Here is a 25,364-nt window from a genome sequence, read left to right on the forward strand (position 1 = left end):
GAAAATGTGTAAAATGCCCATTTAAAGTTAAAAAAATCAGTTATTCGCCTCATTTTGTCCACAGACAAATAAAGAAAATTCCACTATACTAATAGTAATCTCTTTAGCTTGTATAGAACCATGTAGAAACAGCCACTTATTTTTTAAGTGGCTGTTTCTATATACTAAAATAACCTTTAGTGAATTCACTAAAGGTTATCTGCGCAAAATTAGTTTCCGCTAATTTCGCGTGCCACTCATGCTATATGGCTAAGTTTGTTATCGCTTCTTCATTTGTGAACGAGAATACTACAGCATGATATTCTAAGTATACTATTATGCCTTGCGTAAATCTGTGGATATTTTGTAGCCATTTCATTTCATAAAAACTAGGAAATCATTGCTATTCCTAACAATGAGCGCTAAATACTTTTTTATTTTTTTGTATAAACTACACATTTTAGTAAATATGATGCTAAGATGAAAGTATCGAAAAGGAGTGAAGAAGGATGGCACGCATAAAAGAGTACGAAATTGCAATCCAACACATTAAGCAACCTACTTCGGAAATTTCACATGGGACCACATTAATTTTCGCAATTTCAGGAAAAGTTACAGTCAAAATTTCAGAGCGGCACTTTCATTTGGAAGAAGGCGATATATTAGTCCTTGATCGCCATACATTTTACACGATTCAAGGAGAAAATCAGCATTTAATTATTTATTTGACGATTTCCGATACTTTTTTCACACAATATTATGCCGATTATTTCCGGCATTCATTTAACTTTTTCACTAAGGAAATCGATCCCGGGAGAGAACAAATTGTCAGTTCCCTCCGAAAGTCTATCAGTGAACTTTTAATCGCCTCAACGAATCAAAGACAAGCCAACAAGCTAGACGCGCAAACTGCATTACTTCAAATCTTGCTCGTTTTAACTCGTTTTTTAAAAAAGGAAAACCCTTCTTTTGCTAAAAAGGAAATGAATGATAAGCGCATCTCGCGAATCATTAGAGAGGTAGAAGAACATTTTGATGAGGCCTTGTCCCTTCATGATTTTGCTCAAAAGGAATATTTAAGTGAGGCTTATTTATCTCGTTATTTCAAGAAAACAACTGGCGTCGGCTTTTTGCAATACTTGACGGAAGTTAGATTGAAGCATGCGCGTGAAAACTTGCTCTATTCGACAGAGAGTATTACCGAAATTGCGCTTAAAAATGGCTTCTCGAGTCAAAAACATTTCTCAGAAGCATTTAAACAGTACTTCCATTCGCCGCCTAGTGAGTACAGAACGCAGCACCACCGCGAATTGAGTCCCCTCGAGCAAAAACAAGAAAGCCAGCAAAATCGTGCGATTGAGCAAATTGTGCCAACATCCGATATTCTCATTAAACTTGCTCGTCTATATCACAACATTGAATCTGGCAATGAATTAAATGAAGCACCGTTTGAAAAGAAGAAAATAGCAATTGCGGACAAGGCAGCACGAGCTTTAACCCAAAATATGCATATCCTAACCATTGGAGAGTTGAAGGAAGTTTTGAAGGAAAATGTGCAAAAACAAATTTTAACGTCACGCGATGAGCTCGGCGTCAATTATATCGGCATTCGCCATTTATTTAAAGGAAGCACTTTTCTGCCTGAGGCTGAAACGGACGAATTAGTTCCTACATCTTCTCCTTATGCAAATGCAGATGTGGCGATTTCATTTTTAAAACAGCATCGTTTGCAACTTTTTATTCGGCTTGAGTATCAAGATATCTCCGAAAATGAACATGATGTTTTTGAACGTCTTGATCACTTTTTGCGACACTCTATCCAAGTTTTCGGCCGAGAATTTGTTTCGCAGTGGCACTTTATGTTTTTCAACCCTAAACTGACCTTTGCGGATAAAAATGAATTGAAGCGTGTATATTTGAAGCTCCAGCAAATCATTAAGTCGCGCCTATCCGCCATTCAAGTGGGCACTTTTGTTCCGTTTTCGCTTTCGCAAAATGCGGTTCCTGTGCGCCATACTTGGTTTTTAGAGGCGGCGGATCAAATTGATTTCATTACCTATAACGCGAATCAAAATGAAGCGGTTGATTTTTCAAAAGAAGATTTTTTGATTACGGAAGATTATTGTTTGACTAAAACGCTAAAACTGAAAGCTTATTTGAAGCATCATCAAATTCATAAGCCGCTTATGCTCGTTAATTGGAACACACTCACGGGAAATACGCGGTACACGAATGGTACTTTTTTCCGTGGTGCGCTCGTCCTAAAAACCATGCTTGATTTAGCCCCAGAAGTGGATGCTCTTGGTTTTTGGATTAATACGGAGCTTCACGAGGAGGATGGCAGTCAGCTAAATATTAGTCTTGACGGGCTCGAAATGTTTCATTTTTTCAACGGGAAGCGACCAGCGTTTTATGCGGTGAAATTTCTGAAGCGGCTTAAAGGTGTTGTTGTTGCGGAGGGAAAAGATTTTATTATGACGCGGCATGTGGACGGCTATCAGCTTATTTTGATGAACTGTGCGACGATGAATCCGCGCTTTTCAGTGGAAGAAAAATTTTTAAAAGAAGAGCGAAAAGAAGTTCATGTTCGCATGTTGGGGCTTGAACCGGGAGAATATCAAGTTTGCAAATGGCAATTTGATCGCGATAATGGCGCTTTATATTCTAAATACTGGCAGTTAAATAGTAAGCACGGTTTAGATGAAGAAATTTTAGATTACATTGTGGATGCATCGCAGCCTACGTTAACGGTTAGTGATGAGACGATTACAGATGATTGGTCATTTTACGCCTATTTAGATATTAATGCGATTCATTTTTATGAATTTCGGCATACGATTTAAGCTTAACGGAAACGTTAAGCTTTTTTCTTGCGTTCACCGTCGAATTTTTGACATCAATAAAATCACTTTTTAAAAAAGGAAATTTTCAAGCTAAAAATAAGCAAAAAAACACCCTTCTTTTGATTTTTATTTTTTTATAATAAAGATGCATCGACAATTACTGATGTTCTGGCCAGTATCAGTACAATAAATTGGAGGTTTTTACGGTGAAAGAAGAGTTATTCAAAAAATTAAACGAAAAACAATCTCGTATGATTGAAATCCGCCGCTACTTGCATGAAAATCCTGAACTTTCTTTTCAAGAAGAAAACACAGCAAAATACGTTGCGGATTTTTATAAAGATATGGACTGTGACGTGCGGACTCATGTTGGCGGAAACGGTGTTGTTGTAACGATTGACACTGGAAAGCCTGGTAAAACGCTTGCGATTCGTGCAGACTTTGACGCGCTACCTATTCAAGAAGAAACTGGGTTACCGTTTGCATCTAAAAACCCTGGTGTTATGCACGCTTGTGGCCATGATGGTCATACTGCATATATGTTAGTCCTAGCTGAAACATTGATTGAAATGAAGGAACAACTAACAGGCAAAATCGTCATTTTACATCAACACGCAGAAGAAACACCTCCTGGCGGTGCGATTCAAATGATTCAAGATGGTGCTTTAGATGGTGTTGATAATGTTCTTGGTATTCACGTCATGTCAACGATGAAAACTGGCGAAGTCTTCTACCGCGAAGGTGCGATTCAAACTGGACGTTCTTATTTCAAATTGAAAGTGCAAGGTCAAGGCGGACATGGTTCCTCACCTCACCTCGCAAATGATGCGATTGTGGCGGCAAGCGAATTCGTTGTGGCTGTTCAAACGGTCATTAGTCGTCGCTTAAATCCGTTCGATGTTGGTTCCATCACAATTGGTTCATTCGACGGAAAAGGAAGCTTCAACGTGATTAAAGACGCGGTTACTCTTGAAGGTGATGTGCGCTCGATGTCGGAGGACACACGCCAAACGATTGAAAAGGAAATCAAACGCATTGTGCGCGGAATTGAAGCGATGTTCGGCGTAACTTGTGAACTAGATTACAAAAATGATTATCCCGTTTTAAACAACGATGAAGCTTTGACCGAATTTGTTGTCAACTCACTTCACAGCTCAGACATACCTGAAATTACAGATGTGGTGCGTTGTGAACCGCAACCGCCTTCTGAAGACTTCGCTTATTATGCGAAAGAACGGCCTAGCGTATTTTTCTATGTTGGCGCGATGCCGGCGGATGGACATTTTTATCCGCATCACCACCCTAAATTTGATATTAATGAAGACGCCTTACTTATTGCTTCAAAAGCGATGGGCGCTTGTGTACTGGATTATTTAAAAGGAGAGAATAACTAATGGCAACAAACGCATATAAAGGAACAAATAAACTTATCGTCGGCATCGTATTTGGTGTTATCACATTTTGGCTTTTTGCACAATCGATGGTTAACATCGTACCAGCTGTGCAAGATGACCTCGGTATTTCGTCAGACTTACTTAGCGTCGCAATCAGCTTAACTGCACTATTTTCTGGTATTTTCATCGTAGTCGCTGGTGGCATGGCGGATAAGTTTGGCCGCATGAAATTAACTTATATTGGACTTATTTTAAGCATTATTGGCTCGCTTCTACTTATCGTTACTCAAGGAGCGACATTACTCATTATTGGTCGGATTATCCAAGGACTTTCTGCTGCATGTATTATGCCTGCAACACTTGCCTTGATGAAAACTTATTTTGAAGGAACAGAAAGACAAAGAGCGCTTAGCTACTGGTCAATCGGCTCTTGGGGTGGATCAGGTATTTGTTCATTTGCTGGTGGACTTATCGCCACTTATATGGGCTGGCGCTGGATCTTCGTTTTCTCAATCGCATTCGCACTTTTAGGCATGTTATTAATTAAAGGAACACCTGAAAGCAAAGTTGTGCAAACAACGAAAGCAAAATTTGATACATTTGGACTAATTCTTTTCGTCATCGCAATGGTTTGTTTAAACCTTATTATTACACGCGGCGCAACATTCGGCTGGACAAGCCCAACAACAATCATTATGCTCGTTGTTTTCCTTCTTTCTGCTGGACTATTTTTCCGCACAGAGCTTCGCCAAGCAAATGGCTTTATTGACTTTTCTTTGTTTAAAAATAAGGCTTACACTGGCGCAACTCTTTCTAATTTCTTGTTAAATGCAGCGGCTGGAACGCTCGTTGTCGCAAACACTTATGTGCAAGTCGGACGCGGCTTTACAGCCTTCCAATCTGGTTTGCTTTCCATCGGTTACCTCGTTTGCGTTCTCGGAATGATTCGCATCGGTGAAAAAATCCTTCAACGAATTGGTGCCCGAAAACCAATGATTATGGGTTCAGCTATTACAGCCGTTGGAATCGCGTTAATGGCACTTACATTTATTCCTGGTGCTCTTTATACAATCCTTGTATTCATCGGATTCGCTTTGTTCGGAATAGGACTTGGTATGTATGCAACACCGTCCACTGATACAGCCGTTTCAAATGCACCCGAAGATAAAGTTGGTGTAGCATCTGGAATTTACAAAATGGCAAGCTCCCTCGGTGGTTCATTCGGCGTAGCCATTTCAGCTACTATTTATGGTGTGATTGCAGCATCTGGGAATGTTGATTTAGCAGCAATGGTTGGTTTAATCGCGAATGTCGCATTTTGTTTGATTTCACTCATTTCTGTTGTCGTCACTACACCAAAAGCGGAAAAATCTAAAGTAGTAAGCGCTACAAACGAATAAGGAGGCTTTAAAATGCGTAATCAATTAATGAAAATGCTCGAAGAACGAAAAGACGAAATGATTCAAATTAGACGTCATTTACATGAGCATCCAGAACTATCTTTTCACGAAGTAGAAACCGCAAAATTCATTCAAAATTTTTATAAAGGGAAAGATGTAGAAGTCGCAACTGAGGTCGGCAATGGTCATGCTGTCGTCGTCACAATTAAAGGTGGCAAACCTGGTAAAACCATTGCGCTACGTGCCGATTTTGATGCCCTTCCCGTTGAAGAAGAAACAAACCTGCCATTTAAATCCAAAAACCCGGGTGTCATGCACGCCTGCGGTCATGATGGTCATACCGCCTATTTGCTCATTCTTGCAGACTGCCTGATTGAGCTTAAAGAAAACATTCCCGGAACGATTAAAATTGTCCATCAACATGCGGAAGAAACACCGCCAGGCGGAGCTAAAAGCGTCGTTGAGTCAGGTATCCTAGATGATGTGGACCAAATTTACGGCATTCACGTATTCCCATTCGGCGAATCTGGCGAAGTTTACTATCATAGCGGCTATTCAATGGCTGGTCGCACTTACTTTAAGTTGCGCATCCAAGGTACTGGCGGACACGGCTCCTCGCCGCATATGGCAAATGATGCCATCGTAGCAGGCGCGCACTTTGTAACAGCCGTACAAACCGTAATTAGCAGACGTCTTAATCCTTTTGATACAGGCGTCGTTACAATTGGCTCTTTCGACGGGAAAGGAAGCTTTAATGTCATCAAAGACTCCGTCGAATTGGAAGGCGACGTCCGCTACATGAACAACGAAACACGTGAAAAAATCGATACTGAAATCCACCGCATTGTCTCCGGCATCGAAGCGATGTTTGGCGTTACAGTAGAATTAACTTATACCAATGACTACCCACCTCTTTACAATGATCCAAAAGTTACTGATCAAGTTGTTGCAAGTTTACAAAAAGGCATTGGTGAGTATTTAACGGCTGTTTCCGAATATGACATGCTTTCTGGTTCAGAAGATTTTGCTTACTATTTGGAAAAAATTCCCGGCGTATTTTTCTACATTGGTGCTAAACCTAAAAATACAGAGCACGCTTATTTCAATCACCATCCGAAATTTGATATTGATGAAGATGCGCTTCTAGTTGCCGCAAAATCTGTTGCGGAAGTTGTTTTAAGCTACTATTCATTGGATTAATAATCGTCAAAAAGAACATAATCAGTCTCTGATTATGTTCTTTTTACATACTAGGTGATTATACATATACAAATCGGGGAAAGAAAGTATATGATAGAGAAAAAGGGGGAATTTTAGATGATTAAGGAAAGAAAAATTGTGTTAATCACCAGTTTGTTTTTTATTGCGCTCACTTTTTTAGCCTTGCTTTTTCAAAGAGAGATAATTTGGAATATGGTTTCGGGGCATTTTGATTTTTCAGTATCGAATGTTATTAACCTGCTGGCAGGGAGGGATTTGCTTAGCTTTTTCTTACATCAAGTGGTGGCGGCTTTAAAGAGCACCATTATTTTCATCGTTATCGAATTACTTTTGATTATCGCCGTTCCAATTTTAATCATTATTGTGATGTTTAAAGCGAAGAAAAAGGAAGGCTGGACGCGTACGAGCGTTGCCATTACGAGTGGTTACAGCTTATTGTTAGTTTCCCTGTTTTCATTTATGATTTTATTTACCGTGCAATCGCTGCATACGTATCAAGATATACATACAAATGTCGTTAACGCTAAAAAAACGATTTTATCGCACAACTCACAGGAAATTGAGGACGCGCTTACCCGCATCATGGATGACCCGCAAAAGTCCATTCAGAAAATCAAGGAAGTTTCTAAGAAAATTGACAAACATACAAGTGTTTTCACGATGCTTTCGGAATGGCTGACTAAAGTGAAAAGCTACGAGAGCATGCTTATCATTGGGACGGTTATATCTTTTCTTTTGATTATCGTTGCTCATATCGTTGAGCTATACCGCTTATGGCAGAAACCACAGGAATAAAAATTTGCCGCTTTTTTTATTACGGGTTAAAATTAAGTCACCAAACTCATTTTATTCATAAGGAGAAATTATGGCCAGTACAAGTTATAATGCACAAGAATTTAGGGAAAAAATTAATTCTGACTTAACAATTAAAATTAGCGACTCTGTCATTTTAATGTGCGCTATCTTAATTGCTTCCATCGGATTAAATATGAACTCTATTCCCGTTATCATTGGGGCGATGCTAATCTCCCCGCTTATGACGCCTATTTTAGGTGTAGGGTACGGACTTTCCGTCCTTGATTTTTATATCGTCAAAAAAGCAGCACTGTTACTACTCGTTGAGGTATTAGTAAGCCTAGTAGTGGCCACTCTTTACTTCACGATTTCACCGATAACCTATGCCAGTGATGAACTAATCGCAAGAACTGCCCCAACGATTTGGGATGTAATTATCGCTTTTGCAGGTGGCGTTGCTGGAATTATCGGGGCTTCTAAAAAGACGAGTACAAATATCGTTCCCGGGGTAGCCATTGCAACGGCGTTAATGCCGCCAGTTTGTACAATTGGGTATGCCATCGCTACGCTGAATTTTTCGTATTTCTTAGGTGCCTCTTACCTCTTTATTATTAATTGTGCTTTCATTATGATAGCCACATTTATCGGCATTAGATTTATGCGCTTTCCCTTACATACAGCGAAGAATAGCAAACACACACGGCGCATCAATATCTTTTTAATTATTTTATCGCTTTTCATTATTATTCCAAGTATTTTTTCTGCTTCTATACTTGTCCAAGATAGTATGGAAAAATCGTCTATTAACCAATTTGTTACGAATGAATTTTCGGATTATGTTGTTTTGGATCAAAGTTATAACGAGGATAAACATGTTCTTACGGTTACAATATCCGGGTCCCCGATGCCTAAAAGCACCGTTCAAAGTATTGAGCAAGACTTACCGGATTATGGTTTAGACGATGTTAAACTTGATGTGGATCAAATTCCTGACCTCACTGAACTGAAAGGTAGTCAGGTAACGAAATTCATCGACCAGTATATTAAGAAAAACTACGATACTAACAAAAGCGTCGAAGAACAAGCAAAATAATCATTTATGAAGCCACCTCCAGTCACGGGGGTGGTTTTTTAGTGCCATTACAGGCTTATATACGTATAAAAAATGGAAATTCAAACAAATCATTCGTATTTTTCTTTAAAATAGGGTTGACTTCACTTTTTATTGTCTTTATCATAAGAAGTAGATTAAAAAGGTTAGGAGGATAAAGATGTTTTTCAAAGAGCAGTTTGACGAAATGCAGAAAATTGCTAATCAGATTTTCAACAACCCCGAATTAGGATACAAAGAGTGGAAAACGAAACAATTGGTCGAGGACTTTCTGAAAAGTAAGAATAATCAAATTGAATTGGATTATTTTAGCACTACGGGTATCAAAACATACCTTTCAAAAGATAAGCCTATTACAATGGCTTTTATCGCTGAACTAGACGCTGTGTACGCACCTACTCACTTTTGTGCCGACAAAGAGACTGGCGCCGCGCATAATTGTGGGCATTTCACACAGATAACGACAGCTCTTTCGCTGTATACCTATTTCATTGAAACAGCTGCCTATAAAAACTATGATTTCAACATCGCCTTTGTTTTTATTCCAGCAGAAGAATATTTAGATCTTGACTACCGCGAAACTTTACGACAAGAAGGAACGATTACCTACTACGGCGGCAAGCCGGAAGCGATGAAACTTGGCGTGTTTGACGATATTGATTTTGGTGTTTGCGTGCATTCAATTGGGGAAACATTTGATGAGCCGACCATCGAAATTGGTTGCGATTTAGCCGGCTTTCTTTATAAACGTTATCACTTTGAAGGAAAAGCAACACATGCTGGTTTCGACCCGTTCAGCGGCGTAAATGCCTATAGCATGTCCACAATGTTCAACGTCGCACTCGGGCTACTCAGACAGCAAGTTCGCGATGATCAGCTTGTCCGTTTTAATCCAATTTTGATGAATAGCAACATGTCGACAAACGTGATTCCAAACCGCGTTACTGTGGGAACCGATTTACGTACCAAGTCTATTGAATACATGCAGGAAACTGCTAAAAAGCTTGACCTCGCTGCAGAACATAGTGCGGCAGCCTTATCAGGAAATGTCAAAACAGAAACACAAATGGGCTACTTGCCTTTCGTTCAAGACACTTATTTAAATTCATTTGTCAAACACGCTTTTGATAAAAATGAAGAAATCACGGGCCTAATTGATGACCGCGGCGGAATTGCAGCTGCTGGTGACATTGGCGATTTAGCCTTTATGTTCCCGTGCATTCAAATCAGCTATGGTGGCTTCACAGGTGCCATTCACGGCGATGATTTCCGCATGATAGACGACCGCTTTGTGTTGGAACAATTCCCGCGTTTTGTGAGCCAAGTGTTCGAGGAAATGAACGGGCAATTAGACACGACGAAACTTTATAAACGTAGCTACAATGAATATGAAAAACTAATCCAATCAATCACAGACTAGGGAGGAAAACATGAAAAAAGGGTTTATTTATTTAATCGCAACTGTGCTCATCATTATTACAATCGCAGAAATGATTGGAATTAAGACACTCCAATTCGGCACAGTAACTGTCACTGTCTTGCCACTTGTTTTTGCCGTTGCCATCGGAATGATTTTCGGTATTCCATTTTTCCGAAAAGGCATCTTGAAGAAAATTTATAGCAAAGAAAATGTTGGCTTTTCCGGTCAATATTTAATCATTATTATGTTACCACTAATGGCGCGATACGGCGCCGATGTAGCCCCGCACATTAAAGAAATCCTAAGCATCGGCTGGGTATTCCTCTTGCAAGAATTAGGGAACCTAGGTACCGTTCTGCTCGGTCTCCCAGTAGCCATCATGCTCGGGTTGCGCCGCGAAGCAATCGGAGCAACACTAGGACTCGGTCGCGAAGGCGAACTGGCCTACATCTCGGAAAAATACACGCTAAATTCAGCAGAAGGACGCGGCGTATTATCCATCTATTTAATTGGAACCTTATTCGGCGCTATCTTCTTTAGTATTTTCGCACCATTCTTGCTTTCTCTAGGCTTTGACGTTCGAGCACTAGCCATGAGTTCAGGCGTTGGATCCGCTAGCATGATGACAGCCGCGTCCTCCACGCTCGCAGCCCAAGTTCCTGAACAAAGCTCAACCATACTATCTTATGCAGCAGCCAGCCAGCTCTTGACCAGTTTCTTAGGAACATATACCATGGTCTTCCTCGCTGTTCCGCTTCAAAGATTTATGTACCGCACCTTAACTCGAGGAGGCAAACAACATGCAAAATGAAACTCTTGGTAAAAAATATATCAAAATGGGCTTAATCCTTTTACTTAGCGTAGCACTTATTTTATTTACGCAAGGAATTAAATTATGGAAAAACCCTGACGGTACGCCAATCGTAACAAACACCCTAATTGGGCTAGCCGTTTTATGGTTATTTGCTTTCCTAGGTATTATCATATCTGATGTAATGAAAAGAGTGCCAGTTGGCTTCTTGCGTAACTTCCCCGTCCTCGGTTGGGTATCGCTAGTATCACTCATTTTCTGCCTAATCTCAGACTTCTTTGTAACTGCTATTTCAGCCGTTGATTTCCTATCCATTACAACGCCAATTTTAGCATTTGCAGGCATTTCCGTTGCCGACCATCTCGTTGACCTCTCCAAAACTTCTTGGAAAATTGGCATCGTTGCGGTTTTTGTTTTCATCGGAACCTACTTAGGCAGCGCCATTCTATCACAATTCGGCCTTTGGATTACAGGCTCACTATAAAGAACATAATAAAAAAAGTAGGCAAGACCATGGTCGTGGTCTTGCCTACTTTTTTTATTATTTTTGACGTCTTTCCGGGCTAGTCCAGACGCCTGTGCCAAATCCTAAAATAGTCTTCACTGCTGGAACGAATGTCATTAAAATGGTCACAGCGTTCATAATCCAGTAGAACAGTAAATAAAGCGGTGCAAACATAAAGTATTTCATTTTCTTCCCGCGGTCATCAATTAGTAGGGCGGCGAACAATTGGAGAGCGCCGGCTATCATTTCGAAGCAAACAAAGACGAAAGCGACAGCGAGCATGAGCCAGATTTGTGGGATGTCCCAGATGTACAGTAAATAGATGAAGCGAGCGACAAAAATGATACTCGAAATCCAAAAGAAGAAGGTCCACAAGATGCTTAGCGTTTGGTCAATGAATAGGGATGTTCGGCCGAGATTTTGAAACGGGTGGGACACTACCTTTTTGAAGTTTGTCAGCCACACTTCTGTCCCACCTTTTGCCCAGCGTTTGCGTTGTTTGTAAAGCATGTTTAAGGTTTCGGGCACTTCCATGAAAAAGATAATATCGGCGGCGAAAATCGATAGCCAGCCATTCATTTGGTGATCCCAAGCGATGCTAATGTCTTCTGTAGCGCGGTCTTGGCGAAACATGCCAACGTCCATTAGAGCGGCTTTTCGGTACATTGTGTTTGCCCCGCTATAGGCATAGATAACACCAAAAACGCTGCTTTGGGTCCGTTTAATAATGCCGACGATGCTTGAAAATTCGACGGTTTGAGACTTCCCAACGAGTGTTGAACGATTTTGCACGTCCATATTGGAGGTCACGGCGGCGATGTTTCTTCCGTCTTCACGGATAAAATAATTGACGTATTTCCATAAAGCATCTGGTTCGGGAACAGTGTCAGCGTCATTGCTTAAAATGAGTTCGCCTTTCGCAAAGCTTGTGCCAATGTTAAATGCGTGTGCCTTCCCTTTGTTTTTCTCGATTCTGACGACGCGTAAGTTGGGGTATTTATCCATTAGCCGTGCTAAAATTTCTGGCGTTGTGTCTGTGGAGCCGTCGTCTGTTACAAGCACTTCATAATTTTTGTAGTTTATTTTGTTCATTAAATATTCGATTGTATCCTCGATAACGATTTCTTCATTATGTGCTGGAACCATAATGGTTATAAATGGTTCTACTTCTGGCGGAATATTTGTCCAAGTTTCTTGCCTATATTTGAACAAATAAGAATAACAAAACGCTCCGAAAAACCAAGCAAGTCCTCCTAAAATAGGATAAGTAAGCAAAATAACAAAAAAGATGGTCATTGTCATATCTAAAACGGTATTTCCTGTATGAAAAAGACTTAAATTCATTTGAGTTCTACCCCTTTTTCTTTGTATAAATCACGGATTGTAGTTTCATCGATATTTTTTTCTTCAGGTATGGACACAAATTTTGCGGCCTCCCGTTCTGCTTTATCCCCAAATCGCTCTGTAAAAAATGCTTCTAATGTAGCTTCTCGTGTATTTGATTCAAATTCATCGTATGTAATTTCTTTTTGCAAGCGTTCTTCGAAATTTTTATTCGTTTTGTGTGTGAGAAATAAGAAATAAATGACAATAAAAATAATGGCTACTAATAAAAAGATGTCAAGTATTCGAAAAATCCGAATGGCTGTTTCAAAAGCGGCAAAAATAATGACGCGTTCCTTTAAAAATAAAATGGGAAACAACACTAAGCCGAATGGCAGAAAAAAGACTAGCCATGCTAAAATCGTGATGAGTATTTGGCGAACTTTTAAGCCCGTGTGCCCCGATTCAAAAAATTGATCTTCGATAAACTGCTCGTTCATTTCTTCTCTTGTCGCGTTCTCTTTCATGTGTGTCAACTCCTCTAAAAAGTTATTCTTCTCTCCATTCCCTTAATCATTATTTTGTAAGCATGATTTCATAAAACATTTGACTAAATTTAAACAAAAAACAGCAAAAAAATGTGTAAATTCCACATATTCATTCGTTTCATTCTTGTTATGATAATAAAAAAAAGGAGCTGATTGAATTGTTTACCGACAGAACTAAAGAGATTTTAGAAGACTTAAACTCTAATAAACTTGATAACTCATGGATAAATTTTGAAAAATTAGTTAAAAACTCAATTATTGATGGGAAACGCTTTTTAAATGAATTCATTGTGGTTCATGAAGGGACTGTGCATATGGAAAATAAAAATGCACAGATTCTTCATTTTTTCTCAAAAGGTGACGTCATTAACCAACAAGTGGCAGGTTTAAATTTAGAAAAAAATCTATTTTTAGTCTGCGATACAGATGTTGAGATTACTTTTGTTAACCGGGAATATTTTCTAAACTTCGCAACGAATAAACCTTCCTATATGGAATGGCTACTTGAGATGACTTTACTTAACAATATGAACTTGTACAATGAGCTTATTAAATATGACTTTTCTACAGAAGGTAGGGTTGTTTATACATTACAATATTTATGTGAAAAGTTAAACACAACTCGAAAAAATGACTATTTCGCTGTACCTTCTTTTATAAATAAGGTTAAACTCGCGAAATATGGGAATATTTCACGTAAACAACTTGATAAAATTTTAGAGTCGTTAATGCAAAAAGAGCTTGTACGAATCGAAAATAAAAGGTTTTTTGTAAAAGTCCCTTCATAAAGATTTCATTTAAAATTTTATTAATTATAATGCAATAAACAGTCATTCTTCACTTTTTTCTGTTATTATGATAGTATAAATTGTTGGGAGATGACGATATTATGAATCATAGCGAGCTGCTCAGTATGGTTGAGGATTTGAATCAAAGCAAGGTGTATCCTTCACACGTAGCATTCGAGACAATACAGAGAAATCAGACGCTTGAGATTCAAAAAATGGATACACATATAGTCATTATTTTGGAGGGTTGTTTCCATTTGGAAAATAAGACCTTTCAAATTTTACAATTCTTTGTTCCAGGTAATGTTATCCACCAATCTCCCTATAAAATGGGCGTGCATGATCAATTACGTCTTATTAGTGATAGTGAAACACAAGTTGCTTTTGTAAACCGAGAATTCTTTCTAAACTTTGCTTCAAATAAAATCGAATATATGGAATGGCTGCTAAATGCAGTTACGGAAAATTCTTCGGCATTTTGTTTTGAACTCATGAAATTTGATCTTCCCACTGATAAGCGCATCATTTATACGTTACAAACTTTCTGTCAAAAAGTGGAAGCTCCCGAAATAAACGGTTATTTTGAAATCCCTAGTTTTATTACAAAAACAATGTTGTCCAAATATGGTGGCGTTTCGCGCAAAACTTTGGACAAAATTCTTATAAACTTAGTCAATCAGAATTTATTAAAAAGAGAAGATGGCAATACTTTTGTAAAAAGTCATCTTTAACCATGAAAAAAGCTTGGTCATAGCGACCAAGCTTTTACTTATATAAAACAACTTTACCACTTGCCATTGATTTTTTTACATTGATAATTCGTTGATTGCTCGAACCACGGAAAGCTAAATTGGGGTCAAAAAGCTTTTGCTCGAAACGGCCATCAACGAGCACATCGACATAAGAAAGTAGCTCGAGTTTATCTTCTGATTCCTGCATCATTTCTTCCCACGTGTAGCCGGTCCATGACCAAATATCTTTTGAGTCGCCGAACTCCTCGCGAATTTTTTTACAAACCGTTAAACAAGTTTCCGTGTTTAGAAATGGTTCTCCGCCGAGAAGTGTTAAGCCTTGCACGGACTCATGCCGAACGTCGCGGACAATTTTTTCTAAAAGTTCCTCTGTAAACGGCACGCCGTATTGAAACGACTGCGCGGCTTTATTATAGCAACCTTCACAATGAAAAGGGCAACCAGATACATAAAGACTGCATCTGACGCCCTCCCCGTCCACAAAATTAAACGCTTTATAGTCCGCGATAAAACCGCGACTTAGTTTTTCAGATTGCCATTCTTTTGGCGCTGGATTATTCATCACGTAGCTCCATATGTTTCACACGCTTCGAAATTTCCACGTGACGCCCGTGAACCATCGGACGCTTCATCGGATTGCCCAAATAGCCACAAGTTCGCTTCACAACGTCCGCCTTTTCAGGATCTGTGTTTCCGCACTCTGGGCACTTAAACCCTTCTTCTGTTGGGGAAAACTCACCTTCAAATTCGCATTCATAACATTTATCAATTGGCGTATTTGTTCCGAGATAAGCAACTCGGTCGTAGGCATAGTCCCAAACAGCCTCTAACGCTTTGGTGTTGTGTACAATTTTTGGATACTCACAGTAATGAATGAAGCCACCTGAACAAAACTCTGGATATTCTTTTTCGAAATCAATTTTTTCAAACGGTGTAATTTTTTTGCGCACATCGAAATGGAATGAATTTTGATAGTATTCCTTATCGGTTATGTCTTTAATAACGCCATATTTTTCGCGGTCTAGGCGATTGAAACGGTCGGTCAAGCTTTCACTTGGTGTAGAGTAGACGCTAAACCAGTAACCGTATTCTGCTTTCCACTCGTCCGCGTATTCTTTCAAACTTTTCACGATGTCGAGCGTAAAGTTTTTCGCTTCGGAATTCGTTTCCCACTCGCCACCATAAAAAACGGTCGCCGCCTCATAAAGACCAATGTAGCCGATTGAAATGGTGGAACGCTCTTTGTTAAAGAGTTCGTCAACTGCATCGCCGTCTTGTAGTCGCTTCCCGAAAGCCCCGTATTTATATAAAATCGGCGCGTTTTCTGGGCGTGCCTCTCTGACACGATTTAAACGGAATAAAAGGGCATCTTTTACAGTTTGCATGCGCGCATGGAAAATATCCCAAAACTTCGTCTGGTCGCCGCCGCTTTGAATCGCGATTCGCGGAACATTAAGCGTGACAACGCCAAGATTATTTCGGCCGGCATTCACAAACTCGCCGTTTTCGTTCTTCCACGCTGGCAAAAACGAGCGACAGCCCATCGGAACTTTGAAGTCCCCCGTCAATTTCGTTAGCGTGTCGAAACTTAAAACGTCGGGATACATACGCTTAGCAGAACATTGTAACGCCAGTTGTTTAATATCATAATTAGGGTCGTTTTCCTCCAGATTCGTTCCTCTTTTTAACGAAAAGACAAGTTTTGGAAAAATCGCCGTGTGCTTATCTTTGCCGACTCCGCCAAGGCGAACAGTGAGAATCGCTTTTTGGATTTCGCGTGCGAACCAATCTTCCCCAAGACCAAAACCGAGCGTGACAAATGGCGTTTGACCATTGCTTGTATATAACGTGTTGATTTCATATTCCAAGCTTTGCATGGCATCATAAATGTCTTTGCGCGTTTTTTCTTCAACATATTCCTTTTGCTTGGAAGCAACAACCCACTCGCCCGCTTCCTTTTCATGTTTCGCATAGTTGCGCTTAGCATAACCCGCTAAAATTTCATCGATGCGGTCGACGGAGCAACCGCCGTATTGTGAGCTCGCCACATTCGCGATAATTTGCGCGATCTGCGCGGTCGCAGTTTGAATCGACTTCGGACTTTCCACATTCGCATTCCCAATTGTAAACCCTTTTTCAAGCATTCCTTTAATGTCAATTAAACAGCAGTTCGTCATCGCGTGGTACGGGCTGTAATCCAAATCGTGAAAATGAATATCTCCTTTTAAATGCGCGTTTGATACGTGTTTAGGCAGCATATATTTCAGCGCATAGCTTTTAGCAACCGCTCCAGCCGTTAAATCGCGTTGCGTATTAAATACAGTCGCGTCTTTATTCGCATTTTCGTTGACAACCGTCTTGTCTTTTTCAAGTAATTTTTGAACACTTTTCGTCATGTCGGTCACATTTTCACGTACAGCATCGCGGTCATGGCGGTATTCTATGTAGCTTCGTGCAACATCTGGATAAGCGGATTTCATCAGCGCATTTTCAACCGTATGCTGAATTTCATCAATCGTTAATTCCCCTTCACTTGGTAAAGAATTCACAATTTCAACCACAATATCATCTAAAAAAGCTTCATCCTCCACATGAATACTTTTCATTGATGCCAGCACTGCACTCCTAATTTTTATCAAATCGAAACTCGATTTTCGTCCATCTCGTTTGATAACAACTTGTTCTACAGCTTGCTCCATGTACATAACTCATTCCCCCGATTATCTTCAGTCTGTTTTTAAACAGTATTTCCCCACCGTTATAAAAACTATATCTTGTATCAGCAAAATAATCATAACACAATATAAAGTATCATTTAAAGTGATTTCCTAGATATTCGAAAAAAATAGGCCTTTAGTTCTTAATTTCACAAATATAAGTGCATGGCACCATGCTTTTCTAAAACAAGACATTCGTCCCTTTTCAAAAACACCCTTTTCTGCTCAGCTAACTTTTGTCAACATGCCCAAAAAATTCATTCGGCTTTTGTGCATGTTGCCATAGTTTTTGTAAAGCGTTTTCATTTACAATACAAGTAAGTTAAAAAGAAAGAGGCGAATAGAATGGCTCAATTATCTTTACAACATGTGTATAAAATTTATGATAATAAAGTAACGGCTGTATCAGACTTCAATTTGGAAATTGCGGACAAAGAATTTATCGTTTTCGTTGGTCCGTCTGGTTGCGGTAAATCCACAACACTTCGAATGATTGCTGGTCTTGAAGAAATTTCAAAAGGTGACTTTTATATTGATGGAAAAATGATGAATAACGTGGCACCAAAAGACCGCGACATCGCAATGGTTTTCCAAAACTACGCTTTATATCCACATATGACCGTTTACGATAACATGGCGTTTGGTCTTAAGCTTCGTAAAATGCCAAAAGCCGAAATTCAAACTCGTGTTGAAGATGCGGCCAAAATTTTAGGCCTAACCGAGTATTTAAAACGTAAGCCAAGCGCGCTTTCTGGTGGACAAAGACAACGTGTTGCCTTAGGTCGTGCGATTGTACGTGATGCAAAAGTCTTCCTAATGGATGAACCGCTATCAAACTTAGATGCTAAACTTCGTGTGCAAATGCGTGCGGAAATTACAAAACTACATCAAAAACTTGATACAACGATGATTTACGTTACCCATGACCAAACCGAAGCGATGACTATGGCGACTCGCATCGTTATTATGAAAGATGGTGTTATCCAACAAGTTGGTTCGCCAAAAGAAGTGTATGATCACCCTGTTAACATGTTCGTAGCTGGCTTTATTGGTAGCCCTGCGATGAACTTCTTTAGCGGTCGGATAGAAAATGGCCATTTCATTGGTGATGACTTCACCATCTCGATTCCAGAAGGCCAATTGAAAGTCTTAAAAGAAAAAGGCTATGACAATAAAGAAATCGTTTTCGGCATTCGTCCTGAAGATATTCACGATGAACCTCTAATGATTGAAGCTAATCCTGATTATGCCTTTGAAGCGAAAACAATTGTGGCTGAACTTACTGGTGCTGAATTCATGCTCCACAATCAAGTTGGCTCACACGAATTCGTAGCACGTGTTGATTCCCGTACAGATCACGTAAACGGCGAAACACTAACACTTGCTTTCGAAATGTCCAAAGCACACTTCTTCGACAAAGAATCTGAAATTGCATTAATTGACTAAGCTAATCCTCCCACTTCAATAAAAATAAGCGGTCGTCTAATTATAGACGACCGCTTATTCTATTTCTCAAAAGGAAATTTAATTCCCCATTGTTCCCTCACATTCGTCATAATTTGAATCACATCTTCAGTGAGTGCCATCGTTTGGCTTGCCCCGTTCGCAATGCTTTCTTCCATATCGAGGATTTCATAGGAGAGCGCTCTGTTTGAATCGCCGGCAGTCACAATTTCCTGATTGCCATTTGAATAGGTGATGCTTGCTTGGCTCGATCGCGGATACTCATCAATTGTGATAAAGCCTTTTTCGTAGGCGACGATGCCTCGTTTTGGCATTTTGGAACGGAATGTTAAACTTACAACCGCCATTTCCATTTTTTCATTACGCAAAATAATGCCTGATTGCTCGTCTACGCCCGTCTCATATTTTTTCACTGTCGTCAAAATTTCGGTTGGCGTTTCGTTCATAAAAAAGCGCGCAAACGACAAAGCATAAGTACCAATGTCAAGCAGCGCCCCGCCGCCAAGGTCTAAATTAAAAAAGCGATTAGTAGGATCATTCGGCTTCGCACTACCAAACGATGCCTGAATCATTTTAAGCTCCCCAAGTTTCCCCGAGTTCGCAATTTCTCTTAGTTTTTTATAAAGCGGCATGTGAAAAATCGTCATCGCCTCGGCAACAATCAAATTTTTCTCCGCCGCAACCGTTTGAACGGCAACGAGTTCCGCCGTATTTATCGTTATCGCCTTTTCGACTAATATATGTTTTCCGGCTTGCACAGCTTGCATCATAAATTCAAAATGATGCGAATTTGGCGTCGCAATGTACACAACATCAATATTTTCATCGGCAAAAAGCACATCAAAGTCGTCATAAACCGTTTGAATCCCGTATTCTGCAGCAAACGCTTCGCCTTTTTCCTTTTTGCGCGCTCCAACTGCATAAATAGTGCGCCCCATCTTTTGCATCGCGTCAGCAAATTGATGCGCGATTTCGCCTGGGCCAATGATTGCCCAGTTTAGCTCTGTCATTTCCATCATCCTTTCCCTATTCATATTCTAATTTATTATAGGCATGTTCGCTTTTCTTTGTCAAAAGTCTATACTTTGGTATAATATTTTAAAATGGGGGGAATGAAAATGTCTTTAAAATTAGTCATTCTAGGCGTTCTTGACTATCAAAATGTGCATCCTTATGACGTAAAGCGCTTTTTAAAGCACTACGATTGGAATTACTTATTCCAAATTAATGATGCTAAAATTTATTATGCTTTTGACTCACTTTTTAAAAATGACTACATTTCAGTCGCTAAAGTGGTTGAAAATGAAAAGACGCCGACAAAAACGGTGTATGCGATTACAGAAAAAGGGCGCGCCCAAATTGAAAAAGAGCTTTATAAACTATTTAAAAAAGATATTTTGTCGTATAAAACGCTTTACCCGGCGTTACTTTTCTCCGACTATGCCGATAAATACAAGCTTTTGTTCTATTTAAATGAACGAAAAAACGCGGTGTCCCGCGAGCTTGAATTGAGCCGCGAGCGGGCAGCGGACAAAACGGCCAATCCAGAAAACGCTGCCACTGCGCTAATTATTAAAAACGCGATTCAACATTTAAAAGCGGATGTGGATTTGCTTGATAATTGGATAGCGCGCATAGAAACCGGGACTTTTAATGGGAATATTCGCGAGGAAATGGCTGAATTTTTTGGGTAAAAACCTACTTTTAGAGATAGACTATAAAGGTTGCACTTTTCAATTGGAGAAAAGTGCAACCTTTTTGTGTGGGTACCTGTAACATTTCTTGGGTAAAGTAGTTGAAGGAAAAATCAGAAAATAGCATCAGTGATTATTTCTTCACAAATACCACTTCAATAAACTCATATTTTCTAGAAAAACTATTACATTTAATAAACATTCAAGAGGACTAGGCTAACTTAATGACCTGTCGCCAATCAGATAGTCAGATGCTTCTTCAGACAAATTCTTTTTCCCTAAAGGAAGCAATTCTTTCAATTCCTCTTCTGAAAACAACGCTCTGTTGTCAGGTACTTTAATTAGCAACTTTGGAAACTTTTTTATAAATTCTCTAACTTTCTCTTCCATGTTTCTAGATGGCCATTTTCCTGTTTCTGCATATATCATTACTTGATAAGCTTCTTCAGATGATTTGAATGCTTTTTCTGCAAGTTCTTTAGTTATTGAATAAGATACTACTTAATCGAACAGACCTTGTGGCCATTCAATCTTATACTTATCATCATTCTTGATTATTGCAAAACCGTTTCCTGGTATTATCTCTTCCATCAAAACATCACCTTTCTCGTTTAAATATCTCTGTCATTTTATATCCGTCGGAAGGAAGAAAAAGGGACTCACAAAATAGCTAGCACCTTGACTTATATCGAACAACTTGTCCATAATCCCATTATAGGAGTCCTTCATGACTGACTCTACTTATGAAAAAGCTTTAGATTGTTGCTTTTTCATTTATAACTTTCAGATCAGTTTAAAAGTTTATTAATAAGCAATTTAAAAATAAATCTTAGTGGTAATTTTTCTTCATTAGTCTGGCTTTCATAATCAAATCCTCAAGCGCTTCTTCCTCTTTATCAAAATTCACTATTATTCCCTGTAGTCCCGCTCGCTCATTTGTAGAAAAAACATGGTATACCCCATTTTCTTTTTGTAACACCACCTCAAATGGTTGCAAAGCATAATCATTATATAGATTTACAGGTAATTTTTCAGCACTAATAATATTTAGCAACTTCTTTTGTTCCTCCATTACTACACCCTCCTATAATATTTCTTTTACTAATCCTATTTTTTCTAAGATATCTACAGAGAAAGGGAATTGCCACTGAGTTCCCCCACCGTCCGAACCAAATCCAAGAGCAATTTCTCCAACTCCAGTTTTTACTTTACTCCAATTATTTCCATAATATATTTGTACATCATTATAAATTTTTATTTTTCAGGCTACTATTAGTACAATTATCTACATAACTCTTTATATCATTAAAATCGCCAGTTACTTGATAACGATGATACTTATTCACGTCTTCAATGAACGTCCAGTACGGCAAAAGCGCCGCGCTGGGCACGTTTCGAGACTTCCGTAAGGATTTCTAAGGCTAAACCAGTTGAGCCAAAACCAAAAAAAGGTATCAGTAGTTGGTGCCTCACTAATACCGTTTCAATAACTTTACTATTTTCTAACTAAAATTATTGTACACCTAAGTCCTTTGAATTTTTGTACAATACATATTGCTTGCTTTTGTTAGTTGATGAAGTGTCTTTTTTTGCCTCATTTTTTACAGCTCACAATTTAGAAAGTACTTTTTTAAATTCTTCATATTTTTCCATAAACTCGTCTCTTTCAAAATCAAAATCCCACAAGGAATCATCTATATTTTGATCTATATGAGAAGGTAACTCTTTTAATTCCTTTCTATATATTTCCAATTTCTCAATAGGCTCTTTTGCTAACTGCTCTAAAAATTGGCCCTCCCACATTTCGCCAGCCAATGGATCTTCCAAAATAAATTCTATAGCTTTTTTTATTGCCAAATCTTCTAATACATGCTGAGAAAACATTGTATAAACATCATTTTCGTCTATTTCATCTTCTGTTTTATTTAACAATTCTTTTAACCAAATATCATATTTTTCAGTCGTAATAGGAAAATCATCACTTTCATGATAAATATCCTTTATTTTTTCAGCCATTTATCTGTACCTCCAAATTCATTAAATAAGTCATCGATCTTTTTAAGACTATCATTTGCTTTTTGTAATTCATTCTGAAGAAAATTTCTAACATCTTTAGGTAGATTAGGATTTTTTAGTGAGTTTTCAATACTTCTCCTTGAACCCATAAGAGATTTATGGGTGTTGAGCATTTCATCCAAATGATCCCAATATTTTCCAAAATCCCCTTTCTTAGGAACTGGATTCCCTTCCAAATCTCTTCTTGTTCCACTAAAATCACCGTCAGTTAAATGATCATTAATATTATTATTTATCTTCTTCACACTTTTTTTCTGAGCAGGGGTTAGCATATCCTCAATATTTTTTGGAATATCATCCACAGTCCCATTGGCTTTCTCTATTATACCATCAGCCCGTTTGCCTCCGCCACCCAGATTCACATCAAACTTCTGCAGCACATCTTTCAGATTCGCGGTCCCTTGGGCGATTTTGGAAGGCGCTTGGTTCGGGATGCCTCCCATGCCGGCTAAGGCTAGATGTGCTCGTGGCGGCAAGTTTAAAGAGCCTTTCATGGCGGTTGCGGTTTGTCCGACCTTGTCCAATCCTTTGATGCCTTTTTGTGTGGCGACTTGTAATGCGTCTTGAGTGGCGGTTTTTAGGCTGGCCATGCGCGTTCTCATTTGTGTCTGCCCGAGCTTGGTGATGTCACCCACTTGAGTGGGCACATTTTTCACGCCTTGTAAGAACGAATCACTCACGTTTGCTAAATTTATGAAAGGTGATTATGTCTAAGTTTTCAGAACGCTTTAAACAACTCCGAACCGAGAAAAAATGACATAACAAGCACTAGCTGATTTAGTCGGAGTAACTAGAGTAACCTATACTAATTGGATATCACTGAAAATGGTATTAAAAATTTTTCTGAAGAAGAAGCAAAAAGCTAACAGATGTCTTGTTGAAGAATTTTCTAGCAATCACAGAAATTGGAAAAAAGAAATTTGATATGACTGATGATGAAATGGAAGTTATGAAGGTACTTGTCATAAAACAATTTCTAAAAGAAGCAGAAGAAAAAGAGAAAAATGACGCTTCTAATCCGTGAGACACTATAAAGAAAGTCAATAGACCGCTAGACTCTCCTAACGTCGCTATTGACTTTCTTTATTGGGCATGTCTGTTTATCAGTGCCCGAGGAACTCACAAAATAGCTAGCACCTTGACTTGCTCCTCGAGCGTTTTTAGCATAACATGCCCATCATTTGCTTTAGCAGTTGAATTTGTTCTTTAAAAATTCTCTTGTTTCATTCTTAGAATCTAGCAAAATAGCATGTCTACTTAAATTTCTTTTTATATTTTCACTACTCAGTTAAATTCGCCAAAAACTCTTTAAAACTAGAAAATCCTTTTAAAAATACTGGCTCTAATTCAGAAGATTCTTCGTGCTTCCATACTCCAACAGTAGGTGGATGTTCTCTATCTTTAAAACTTAAACAAAGAAAATCTCCTCCAAACAAGCTTGCAATAGGCAATAATTCAACTCCGACTAAATCCTCATTATCAGTTAATCTATCTTCAATCTGGGACAGTACAACATCTATATCGTACATACCAAGCTTATTGTTCTCACTATCCTTTAAAATGCATAAAAATCTTTCAATCACATACTCATGTGAAGAAACAGTAAAAACATTTGTAATTGGCACTGCACCATTATATTTGGAAATAAATGTCGCATATTCAATTGGCAACGTCACTTTCCAATAACTTTCTTCTTTTTCTATATCTTTTTGAGTGGGTAAAGGTAAAATTATAGATGTTTCTTCAATTTTCATAAAATCATCTCCAAACTATTTTATTATCTTGCGCTATCTGCCCACATTCCTGCAGTTCTACCACCATTATGACTTGTAATGTTGTGTATGCCAAAATCTACAAGCTCCATTTTACCAGGAATTTCAGTATGGTGCCATGTTTTACCAGGACGAGCACCACCAACTTGTTCATTTAACCAATTGAATTGTTCCTTATCTGATTTAAGCCATAAATCTTTAGGTAAGTCAATAGTTTCTTCAACTACTCCTGCGCCTTCAAAATCCGCAAATCCATATTTCATGTTTTCTACAGGAGTCACTTTTACATCAGGTATTAACCCTTCATTTACAGCCATTTCTTTTATCAATTTTTTCTGCTTAATTGATAAATTTTCTCCTCCAGAAATAGATTTATTCCATGACCATTTTTCATTTTTAGATACTATTTCAGCATATTTCTGAGAGTAACTTTGCAGAGCATCATCAAACGATGCTTTTCCATTAACAAAATCGTCAATTAGATTAGCATTAGCCCCATTGGCTTTCTCTATTATACCATCAGCTCGTTTGCTTCCGCCACCCAAATTCACATCAAACTTCTGCAGCACATCTTTCAAATTCTCCGTCCCTTGAGCGATTTTGGAAGGCGCTTGGTTCGGGATGCCTCCCATGCCAGCTAAGGCTAGATTTTTTCGTGGTGGCAAGTTTAAAGAGCCTTTCATGGCGGTTGCCGTTTGTCCGACCTTGTCCAATCCTTTGATGCCTTTTTGTGTGGTGACTTGTAATGCGT

The 25,364-nt window shown here is 38.9% G+C and carries 25 protein-coding genes; 14 read left to right on the forward strand and 11 right to left on the reverse strand.

Annotation, left to right across the window (positions count from 1 at the left end):
• The first annotated feature begins 488 nt into the window (after nt 1-488).
• From CFS60_RS11835 to CFS60_RS11875, 9 genes are all read left to right on the forward strand, one after another.
• Complete coding sequence (locus tag CFS60_RS11835; RefSeq protein ID WP_088810446.1) at nt 489-2,822, forward strand: helix-turn-helix domain-containing protein; 2,334 nt, start codon at nt 489-491, stop codon at nt 2,820-2,822.
• A gap of 191 nt (nt 2,823-3,013) precedes the next feature.
• Nucleotides 3,014-4,216: a M20 family metallopeptidase gene (locus CFS60_RS11840; protein WP_088825801.1), complete on the forward strand. Its 1,203-nt coding sequence runs from the start codon at nt 3,014-3,016 to the stop codon at nt 4,214-4,216.
• On the forward strand, nt 4,216-5,616 hold the full coding sequence (locus tag CFS60_RS11845; protein ID WP_088810448.1) for an MFS transporter: 1,401 nt from the start codon (nt 4,216-4,218) through the stop codon (nt 5,614-5,616). The genes CFS60_RS11840 and CFS60_RS11845 overlap by 1 nt, the downstream gene beginning before the upstream one ends.
• Nucleotides 5,617-5,628: 12 nt before the next feature.
• Nucleotides 5,629-6,816 (forward strand): M20 family metallopeptidase, encoded by a 1,188-nt coding sequence (locus CFS60_RS11850; protein ID WP_088810449.1) that lies wholly within the window; start codon nt 5,629-5,631, stop codon nt 6,814-6,816.
• 117 nt (nt 6,817-6,933) lie between these two features.
• On the forward strand, nt 6,934-7,632 hold the full coding sequence (locus CFS60_RS11855) for a hypothetical protein (RefSeq protein WP_088810450.1): 699 nt from the start codon (nt 6,934-6,936) through the stop codon (nt 7,630-7,632).
• Between the two features lie 70 nt (nt 7,633-7,702).
• Nucleotides 7,703-8,725: a DUF389 domain-containing protein gene (locus tag CFS60_RS11860; protein WP_088810451.1), complete on the forward strand. Its 1,023-nt coding sequence runs from the start codon at nt 7,703-7,705 to the stop codon at nt 8,723-8,725.
• A gap of 178 nt (nt 8,726-8,903) precedes the next feature.
• The gene (locus CFS60_RS11865) at nt 8,904-10,163 is read left to right on the forward strand and encodes a M20/M25/M40 family metallo-hydrolase (RefSeq protein ID WP_088839297.1); all 1,260 of its coding nucleotides are present in this window, start codon (nt 8,904-8,906) and stop codon (nt 10,161-10,163) included.
• A 10-nt stretch (nt 10,164-10,173) separates the two neighbouring features.
• Nucleotides 10,174-10,974 (forward strand): DUF3100 domain-containing protein, encoded by an 801-nt coding sequence (locus CFS60_RS11870; protein WP_088810453.1) that lies wholly within the window; start codon nt 10,174-10,176, stop codon nt 10,972-10,974.
• Entirely contained in the window at nt 10,964-11,458 is a 495-nt protein-coding gene (locus CFS60_RS11875) for a hypothetical protein (RefSeq protein ID WP_088810454.1), read from the forward strand. Before CFS60_RS11870 ends, CFS60_RS11875 begins: the two co-directional genes overlap by 11 nt.
• A 57-nt stretch (nt 11,459-11,515) precedes the next feature.
• On the opposite strand, the gene CFS60_RS11880 is transcribed toward CFS60_RS11875, so the two are convergent.
• Both CFS60_RS11880 and CFS60_RS14100 read right to left on the reverse strand, forming a co-directional pair.
• Nucleotides 11,516-12,823, reverse strand: a complete 1,308-nt coding sequence (locus CFS60_RS11880) for a glycosyltransferase (protein WP_088839298.1) — start codon at nt 12,821-12,823, stop codon at nt 11,516-11,518.
• On the reverse strand, nt 12,820-13,329 hold the full coding sequence (locus tag CFS60_RS14100) for a hypothetical protein (RefSeq protein WP_088810456.1): 510 nt from the start codon (nt 13,327-13,329) through the stop codon (nt 12,820-12,822). The genes CFS60_RS11880 and CFS60_RS14100 overlap by 4 nt, the downstream gene beginning before the upstream one ends.
• A 179-nt stretch (nt 13,330-13,508) precedes the next feature.
• On the opposite strand from CFS60_RS14100, the gene CFS60_RS11890 reads away from it, so the two are divergent.
• Nucleotides 13,509-14,138 (forward strand): Crp/Fnr family transcriptional regulator, encoded by a 630-nt coding sequence (locus CFS60_RS11890; RefSeq protein WP_088810457.1) that lies wholly within the window; start codon nt 13,509-13,511, stop codon nt 14,136-14,138.
• Between the two features lie 257 nt (nt 14,139-14,395).
• Entirely contained in the window at nt 14,396-14,869 is a 474-nt protein-coding gene (locus CFS60_RS11895; RefSeq protein WP_244169960.1) for a Crp/Fnr family transcriptional regulator, read from the forward strand.
• Between the two features lie 34 nt (nt 14,870-14,903).
• Here the strand turns inward: CFS60_RS11895 and nrdG are convergent, their stop codons facing one another.
• Together nrdG and nrdD are read right to left on the reverse strand one after the other, a co-directional pair.
• Nucleotides 14,904-15,452 (reverse strand): anaerobic ribonucleoside-triphosphate reductase activating protein, encoded by a 549-nt coding sequence (gene nrdG, locus CFS60_RS11900; RefSeq protein WP_088810458.1) that lies wholly within the window; start codon nt 15,450-15,452, stop codon nt 14,904-14,906.
• Entirely contained in the window at nt 15,445-17,595 is a 2,151-nt protein-coding gene (gene nrdD, locus CFS60_RS11905; protein ID WP_088810459.1) for an anaerobic ribonucleoside-triphosphate reductase, read from the reverse strand. The genes nrdG and nrdD overlap by 8 nt, the downstream gene beginning before the upstream one ends.
• A 357-nt stretch (nt 17,596-17,952) precedes the next feature.
• On the opposite strand from nrdD, the gene CFS60_RS11910 reads away from it, so the two are divergent.
• Nucleotides 17,953-19,053: an ABC transporter ATP-binding protein gene (locus CFS60_RS11910; RefSeq protein WP_088810460.1), complete on the forward strand. Its 1,101-nt coding sequence runs from the start codon at nt 17,953-17,955 to the stop codon at nt 19,051-19,053.
• Between the two features lie 59 nt (nt 19,054-19,112).
• On the opposite strand, the gene CFS60_RS11915 is transcribed toward CFS60_RS11910, so the two are convergent.
• Nucleotides 19,113-20,081, reverse strand: a complete 969-nt coding sequence (locus CFS60_RS11915) for a Gfo/Idh/MocA family protein (protein WP_088810461.1) — start codon at nt 20,079-20,081, stop codon at nt 19,113-19,115.
• Between the two features lie 108 nt (nt 20,082-20,189).
• Here CFS60_RS11915 and CFS60_RS11920 point away from each other — a divergent pair, with 108 nt between their 5' ends.
• The gene (locus tag CFS60_RS11920; protein ID WP_159457895.1) at nt 20,190-20,765 is read left to right on the forward strand and encodes a PadR family transcriptional regulator; all 576 of its coding nucleotides are present in this window, start codon (nt 20,190-20,192) and stop codon (nt 20,763-20,765) included.
• A 216-nt stretch (nt 20,766-20,981) separates the two neighbouring features.
• On the opposite strand, the gene CFS60_RS14105 is transcribed toward CFS60_RS11920, so the two are convergent.
• From CFS60_RS14105 to CFS60_RS13985, 4 genes are all read right to left on the reverse strand, one after another.
• A complete protein-coding gene (locus tag CFS60_RS14105; protein ID WP_244169961.1) occupies nt 20,982-21,194 on the reverse strand; it encodes a hypothetical protein in 213 nt (70 codons plus the stop codon).
• A gap of 400 nt (nt 21,195-21,594) precedes the next feature.
• Nucleotides 21,595-21,837 carry an Imm59 family immunity protein gene (locus CFS60_RS11930; protein WP_088816072.1) on the reverse strand — a complete coding sequence of 81 codons (243 nt, stop codon included), beginning with the start codon at nt 21,835-21,837 and terminating at the stop codon, nt 21,595-21,597.
• Nucleotides 21,838-22,373: 536 nt separating this feature from the next.
• Nucleotides 22,374-22,781, reverse strand: coding sequence for a contact-dependent growth inhibition system immunity protein (locus tag CFS60_RS11935; RefSeq protein WP_088816073.1), 408 nt, complete (start codon nt 22,779-22,781; stop codon nt 22,374-22,376).
• Nucleotides 22,766-23,488 (reverse strand): polymorphic toxin type 28 domain-containing protein, encoded by a 723-nt coding sequence (locus tag CFS60_RS13985; protein WP_220387237.1) that lies wholly within the window; start codon nt 23,486-23,488, stop codon nt 22,766-22,768. The genes CFS60_RS11935 and CFS60_RS13985 overlap by 16 nt, the downstream gene beginning before the upstream one ends.
• 230 nt (nt 23,489-23,718) lie before the next feature.
• Here CFS60_RS13985 and CFS60_RS13870 point away from each other — a divergent pair, with 230 nt between their 5' ends.
• A complete protein-coding gene (locus tag CFS60_RS13870; protein ID WP_159458308.1) occupies nt 23,719-23,865 on the forward strand; it encodes a hypothetical protein in 147 nt (48 codons plus the stop codon).
• 256 nt (nt 23,866-24,121) lie between these two features.
• Here the strand turns inward: CFS60_RS13870 and CFS60_RS11945 are convergent, their stop codons facing one another.
• Nucleotides 24,122-24,595: an SMI1/KNR4 family protein gene (locus CFS60_RS11945; protein ID WP_088816076.1), complete on the reverse strand. Its 474-nt coding sequence runs from the start codon at nt 24,593-24,595 to the stop codon at nt 24,122-24,124.
• A 23-nt stretch (nt 24,596-24,618) separates the two neighbouring features.
• A partial coding sequence (locus CFS60_RS11950) for an HNH endonuclease (protein WP_255387569.1) occupies nt 24,619-25,364 on the reverse strand: 746 nt, incomplete at its 5' end.

Source organism: Listeria sp. ILCC792, from assembly GCF_900186135.1.
In the GTDB taxonomy this organism is placed as follows: Bacteria; Bacillota; Bacilli; order Lactobacillales; family Listeriaceae; genus Listeria; species Listeria goaensis.

Coding starts and splice junctions, on each gene's coding strand:
- CFS60_RS11835 (WP_088810446.1), top strand. CDS start 489: ATGGCACGCATAAAAGAGTACGAAATTGCAATCCAACACATTAAGCAA.
- CFS60_RS11845 (WP_088810448.1), top strand. CDS start 4,216: ATGGCAACAAACGCATATAAAGGAACAAATAAACTTATCGTCGGCATC.
- CFS60_RS11850 (WP_088810449.1), top strand. CDS start 5,629: ATGCGTAATCAATTAATGAAAATGCTCGAAGAACGAAAAGACGAAATG.
- CFS60_RS11855 (WP_088810450.1), top strand. CDS start 6,934: ATGATTAAGGAAAGAAAAATTGTGTTAATCACCAGTTTGTTTTTTATT.
- CFS60_RS11860 (WP_088810451.1), top strand. CDS start 7,703: ATGGCCAGTACAAGTTATAATGCACAAGAATTTAGGGAAAAAATTAAT.
- CFS60_RS11865 (WP_088839297.1), top strand. CDS start 8,904: ATGTTTTTCAAAGAGCAGTTTGACGAAATGCAGAAAATTGCTAATCAG.
- CFS60_RS11870 (WP_088810453.1), top strand. CDS start 10,174: ATGAAAAAAGGGTTTATTTATTTAATCGCAACTGTGCTCATCATTATT.
- CFS60_RS11875 (WP_088810454.1), top strand. CDS start 10,964: ATGCAAAATGAAACTCTTGGTAAAAAATATATCAAAATGGGCTTAATC.
- CFS60_RS11880 (WP_088839298.1), bottom strand. CDS start 12,823: ATGAATTTAAGTCTTTTTCATACAGGAAATACCGTTTTAGATATGACA.
- CFS60_RS14100 (WP_088810456.1), bottom strand. CDS start 13,329: ATGAAAGAGAACGCGACAAGAGAAGAAATGAACGAGCAGTTTATCGAA.
- nrdG (WP_088810458.1), bottom strand. CDS start 15,452: ATGAATAATCCAGCGCCAAAAGAATGGCAATCTGAAAAACTAAGTCGC.
- nrdD (WP_088810459.1), bottom strand. CDS start 17,595: ATGTACATGGAGCAAGCTGTAGAACAAGTTGTTATCAAACGAGATGGA.
- CFS60_RS11910 (WP_088810460.1), top strand. CDS start 17,953: ATGGCTCAATTATCTTTACAACATGTGTATAAAATTTATGATAATAAA.
- CFS60_RS11915 (WP_088810461.1), bottom strand. CDS start 20,081: ATGACAGAGCTAAACTGGGCAATCATTGGCCCAGGCGAAATCGCGCAT.
- CFS60_RS11920 (WP_159457895.1), top strand. CDS start 20,190: ATGTCTTTAAAATTAGTCATTCTAGGCGTTCTTGACTATCAAAATGTG.
- CFS60_RS14105 (WP_244169961.1), bottom strand. CDS start 21,194: ATGATATATGCAGAAACAGGAAAATGGCCATCTAGAAACATGGAAGAG.
- CFS60_RS11930 (WP_088816072.1), bottom strand. CDS start 21,837: ATGGAGGAACAAAAGAAGTTGCTAAATATTATTAGTGCTGAAAAATTA.
- CFS60_RS11935 (WP_088816073.1), bottom strand. CDS start 22,781: ATGGCTGAAAAAATAAAGGATATTTATCATGAAAGTGATGATTTTCCT.
- CFS60_RS11945 (WP_088816076.1), bottom strand. CDS start 24,595: ATGAAAATTGAAGAAACATCTATAATTTTACCTTTACCCACTCAAAAA.